Source organism: Kitasatospora sp. NPDC058965 (genome assembly GCF_042741245.1).
Lineage (GTDB): Bacteria > Actinomycetota > Actinomycetes > Streptomycetales > Streptomycetaceae > Kitasatospora.
On the sequence record NZ_JBHYKG010000446.1, the window covers coordinates 1 to 5,370 of the forward strand.

Here is a 5,370-nt window from a genome sequence, read left to right on the forward strand (position 1 = left end):
GTGACGGCGGACCAGGTCACCCGGGCGCTGTTGGAGGTGGTGTCGCAGAAGACGGGTTATCCGGCGGAGATGCTCGAGTTGGGCATGGATGTCGAGGCGGATCTGGGGATCGACTCGATCAAGCGGGTCGAGATCATGGGTGTGCTGTCCGAGCGCTTCCCGAGTGATGCGGCGGTGGGTCCGGAGCAGCTCGGCGAGCTGCGCACGCTCGGTCAGATCGTCGACTTCATGACCGGGGCCACCGGCGGGACCGCGCCGACCGCCGCCGCGCCGACCGCCGTCGCGCCGGCCACCATCGCCCCGGTCGTGTCCGAGGCGCCCGCCGCGCCGGCCCGCCCCAAGCCCGCCCCGCGCCCCGCCGGGATCGGCCGCGCCCAGGCCGCGCTCGCCGAACTCCCGCACCCCGACCAGCTGGTGGCCGCCTACCCGGCCGGCGCCACCGCCCTGCTGGTGGACGACGGCGGCGAGCCGGCCCCCGCCGTGGCCGCCCGGCTGCGCGCGGCCGGCTGGCAGCTGAAGGTGCTGCGCCTGCCGGGCGTCTCCCGCACCATCGAGGGCGCCCAGGACCACCCGCTCACCGGCTGGGGTCCCACCGAGCTGGCCGAGCGCACCGAGCAGCTGCTGGCCGAGCCGGTCAGCCTGGTGCTGGCCTTCGGCACCCGGCAGGACACCGACTGGGCCGAGGGCCTGCGCCGCCTGGCGCACACCCTGCTGGTGGCCCGGCACCTGGTCGAGCCGCTGCGCCGGCAGGCCGCCGGGGGGCGGGCCGGCTTCGTCACCGTCACCCGGCTGGACGGCGCCTTCGGCCTGACCGGCGTGGCCGAGCAGCTGACCCCGGCCGGCGGCTACGGCGGCCTGGTCAAGACCCTCGCGGTGGAGGCGCCCGAGCTGTTCTGCCGGGCCGTCGACCTGGCTCCCGGCCTGACCGCCGAGCGGTGCGCCGAGCTGGTCCTGGCCGAGTGCCAGGACGTCCAGCCCGACCCGGTCCAGGTGGCCAGGTCCGCCGACGGCCGGCGCCACCGCCTGACCCTGGCCGAGCGCCCGGCGCACCCGGCCCGCCCGGCCGACGCCCGGGTGGCCGAGCTCGGCCCCGAGGACCTGCTGGTGGTCACCGGCGGCGGGCGCGGCATCACCGCCCGCTGCGTGGTCGAGCTGGCCCGCACCCACCGGCCCGGACTGCTGCTGCTCGGCCGCACCGCACTGGGCGAGGAGCCGGCCTGGGCGCGGGGCGTGACCGGCGCCGCCGAGCTCAAGGCGGCCGCCGTGGCCCGGTTGAAGGAGCAGGACGAGAAGCCCACCCCGAAGCGGGTCGAGCAGCTCTACCAGGCGGTGGTCGGCGAGCGCGAGGTGCGCGCCACCCTGGCCGCGGTGGCGGCCGCCGGCGCGAGCGCCGAGTACCTGGCGGTGGACATCACCGACGCCGCCGCGACCGCCGCGGCGCTGGCCCCGTACGCGCACCGGGTGACCGGCCTGGTGCACGGTGCCGGGGTGCTGGCCGACCAGCTGATCGCGCAGAAGAAGGCCTCCGAGATCGAGCGGGTCTTCGCCGCCAAGCTGGGCGGGCTGCGCTCCCTGCTGGACGCGCTGGACACCGACCGGCTGCGCCACGTGCTGCTCTTCTCCTCGGTGGCCGGCTTCTTCGGCAACCAGGGGCAGTCGGACTACGCGATGGCCAACGAGGTGCTCAACGCCTGGGCCGGCTCGTTCAAGCGCAGCCACCCGCAGGTGCGGGTCGGCTCGCTCAACTGGGGCGCCTGGGACAGCGGCATGGTCTCGCCGCAGATCAAGGCCGTCTTCCAGGAGCGCGGCATCACGCTGATCGGCCCGGACGCCGGTGCCGAGCTGTTCACCGGCCAGTTCACCGCGGAGCGCGGCCACGACGTGGTCACCGTGCTCGGCCCGACCACCCCGCTCTCCGCGCCGGCCGCGCCCGAGCTGCTGACGGCGGGTCGGGAGACCGTGCTGGAGCGCGAGACGGCCGAGCTGGCCGACGAGCCGATGCTCACCGACCACGTGATCGGCGACGCCCCGGTGCTGCCGGCCGCACTGGCCCTGGGCTGGGCGATCGGCGCGGTGGAGCGGCTCACCGGCGGCACCGTCCGCCAGGTGCGGGACTTCGCGGTGCACAAGGGCGTGGTCTTCGACGGCACCGAGCCGGCCCGGCTGCGGCTGGCCGCCACCCCGGCCGGGGACCAGGCCACCACCGAGGTGGTGATCCGCTCGGTCACCGCCGCCGGCGCGCTGCGACCGCACTACGCGGCCTCGGTGGTGCTCGGCGCCGACCCGGCCGGCGAACCCGGTCACCCGATGGCGCTGCCCGCGCTCGGCGAGGGCAGTGACGCGGGCGAGCTGTACCGCGACGGCACGCTGTTCCACGGCGAGGCGCTGCGCGGGATCCGCCGGGTGCTGGCCGCCGAGCAGTCCCGGCTGGTGCTGGAGTGCGCACTGGCCGAGCAGCGGCCGGCCGGCGGGGCCTGGGGCGGGCGGCTGTACGCGCCCGGCACCGCGGACCTGCTGCTCCAGGCGGGCCTGGTCTGGATGCGCCGGTTCAAGCAGACCGCGAGCCTGCCGCTCTCGGTGGCCCGGGCCGAGTTCCACCAGCCGCTGCCGGACGGAGAGCCGTTCCTGGTGGTGGTGGAGCCCGCCGCCGTCAACGGCAGCTCGGCGAGCGTGACGGTCACCGCGGTGCGCCGCGACGGCCGGGTGCTGGCCCGCCTCGGCGGCGTGAGCCTGGTCTCCACCCCGCAGCTGGCCGCGAAGTTCGCCACCAGCTGACGCCCCGTATCGATCGGTCCGGCCCCCGTTCCCGGTGGGCCGGACCGGCCGAACCCCGGAGGGAATTCGAACGTCCATGACCAAGTACGCCATCGTCGGCCTGGCCTGCCTCTTCCCGGGCGCCGCCGGTCCGGACGCGTTCTGGCAGAACCTCACGACCGGCACCGACAGCCGCACCGAGGGCGGCAGCGCGGTCTTCGGCCCCGCCGCCCGGCACGGTGACCCGCAGCACCGGATCTACTGCACCAAGGGCGGATTCGTCCGCGACTTCGCCTTCGACCCGGCCGGCTACCTGCTGACCACCGAGAAGCTGTCCGGGCTGGACCCGGTCTTCCAGTGGTCGCTGCACGTGGCCCGCGAAGCACTGCGCGACGGCGGCCACGCCGGGCGCGCCGAGCTGCTCGCCCGCACCGGCCTGGTGCTCGGCAACTACTCGTTCCCGACCCCGGGTTCGGCCCGGATCAGCCTGCCGCTGGTGGACGAGGCGGTGCGCGAGGGGCTGCGCCGGGCCGGGGCCGGGCTGCCGGCCGACCCGTTGCTCGGCCCCGCCGACCCGGACGACGCCCGGGTGAGCGGCGCCCCGGCCCGGATCGCGGCCGCCGCGCTGGGCCTGGGCGGCCCGCGCTACGCGCTGGACGCGGCCTGCTCCTCGGCGCTGTACGCGCTGAAGCTGGCCTGCGACCACCTGGCCACCGGCCAGGCCGACCTGATGCTGGCGGGCGGCGTCTGCGCCCCCGACCCGACCCTGATCCACCTCTCCTTCTCCGACCTGCACGCCTACCCGGAGAACGGCGTCAGCCAGCCCTTCGACGCCGGCTCCGGCGGCATCCTGACCGGCCAGGGCGCGGGCATGTTCGCGGTCCGGCGGCTGGCGGACGCGCTGCGCGAGGGCGACACCGTGCACGCGGTGATCGACGGCATCGGCCTGTCCAACGACGGCGCGGGCCGCCACCTGCTGGTGCCGAGCGGCGCCGGCCAGCGCCGGGCCTACGAACTCGCCTACGCCCAGGCCTCGGTGACCCCGGACCAGATCGACTACCTGGAGTGCCACGCGACCGGCACACCGATCGGGGACAGCACCGAGGCGGCCTCGGTGGCCGAGTTCTTCGGGCCGGACGCCACGCCGCTGCTGGGCTCGGTCAAGGGCAACATCGGCCACCTGCTGACCGTGGCCGGACTGAGCAGCATGCTCAAGGTGATCCTGGCCATGCGGCACGGCCAGCTCCCGCCCACCGTCGGGGTCGCGCAGCCGATCGCCGGCCTGCCCGCCGACGCGCTGGTGCGCGCGTCCCGCCCCTGGCCCGCACCGGCCGGCCGGCGCCGCGCCGCGGTCTCCGCGTTCGGCTTCGGCGGCACCAACGCCCACGTGGTGCTGGCGGACTCGGCGCAACCGGCCGGGCCGGCCACCGGTCCGGTCGACCGCCCGGCGCTGGACATCGTCGGTCTGGGCGCCCACTTCGGCGCCCTCACCAGCGCGGCCGCCTACGAGCGCGCGGTGCACGACGGGCTGGACGCCTTCGGCCCGCTGCCCGAACGGCGCTGGCGCGGCCTGGAGGAGACCGCCGGCGCCTCGCTGGCCGCGGCCGGCCTGGACCGGGTGCAGCTGCCCGAGGGCGGTTTCGTGGACACCGTCGGCCTGGACCCGGTGGACTACCGGATCCCGCCCGCCGACCTGCGCAACTACAACCTGCAGCACGCGCTGATCTCCAAGGTCGCCGACGAGGCGCTGACCGACGCCGGCTACCGGCGCGACCCCGCGGCCGGCGGCTCGGTCCCCGAGCCGCGCCGGGTCGGCGTGGTGATCGCCATGGAGATCGAGCCGAGCGCCCACCTGCACCTGGCCCGGTACGGCCTGGGTGACCGGCTGCGCGAGCAGCTCGCCGCCGCGGGCGTCGAACTGACGGACGGTCAGTTCGAGGAGCTGGCCGCCCTGGCCCGCCGGGGCGTGCACGAGCCGATCGTGGCCAACGAGGTGCTCAGCTACATCGGCAACATCATGGCGAGCCGGATCTCCTCGCTGTGGAACTTCACCGGCCCCTCCTTCACCCTCTCCGCCGAGGGCGCCGGCACCGCCCAGGCGCTGGAGACCGCCCGGCTGCTGCTGCTCGACCCCACCGTGGAGGCGGTGCTGGTCGGCGCGGTGGACCTGGCCGCCTCGCCGGAGAGCCTGCTGCTGCGGGCCACCGCCCCGGTGGCCGGCGCCGGGCTGGCCTTCGGCGAGGGCAGCCGGGGCTGGCGGATCGGCGAGGGCGCGGGAGCGGTGGTGCTGACCCGGTGCGGCGAGGGCCGCCGGCCCGCCTACGCCCGGCTGGACGCGGTCGCGGTGCGCCACGCCGTCCCGGTGGACGGGGTGCTGCCGGTGGCCGACGCGGCGGCGCTGGCCGCCGCCGCCCGGCAGGCGCTCGCCGAGGCCGGGGTGACGGCCGACCGGATCGGCTACCTGGAGGCCCACGCGGGCGGCACCGAGGCCGAGGACGGCGCCGAACTGGCCGCGCTGGCCGAGGTCTACCCGGCCGGCGGCGCCGAACTCGCGCTCGGCAGCGCCAAGGCGCAGCTCGGCGACGCCCAGGGCGCCGCCGCGATGGCCGGCCTGCT

At 76.7% G+C, this 5,370-nt stretch carries 2 protein-coding genes; both read left to right on the forward strand.

From position 1 onward, the window contains the following. The coding region (locus tag ACFW1A_RS38085; RefSeq protein ID WP_380417827.1) for an SDR family NAD(P)-dependent oxidoreductase at nt 1-2,775 on the forward strand (2,775 nt) is incomplete at its 5' end. 76 nt (nt 2,776-2,851) lie between these two features. Next, the coding region (locus ACFW1A_RS38090) for a beta-ketoacyl synthase N-terminal-like domain-containing protein (RefSeq protein WP_380417829.1) at nt 2,852-5,370 on the forward strand (2,519 nt) is incomplete at its 3' end.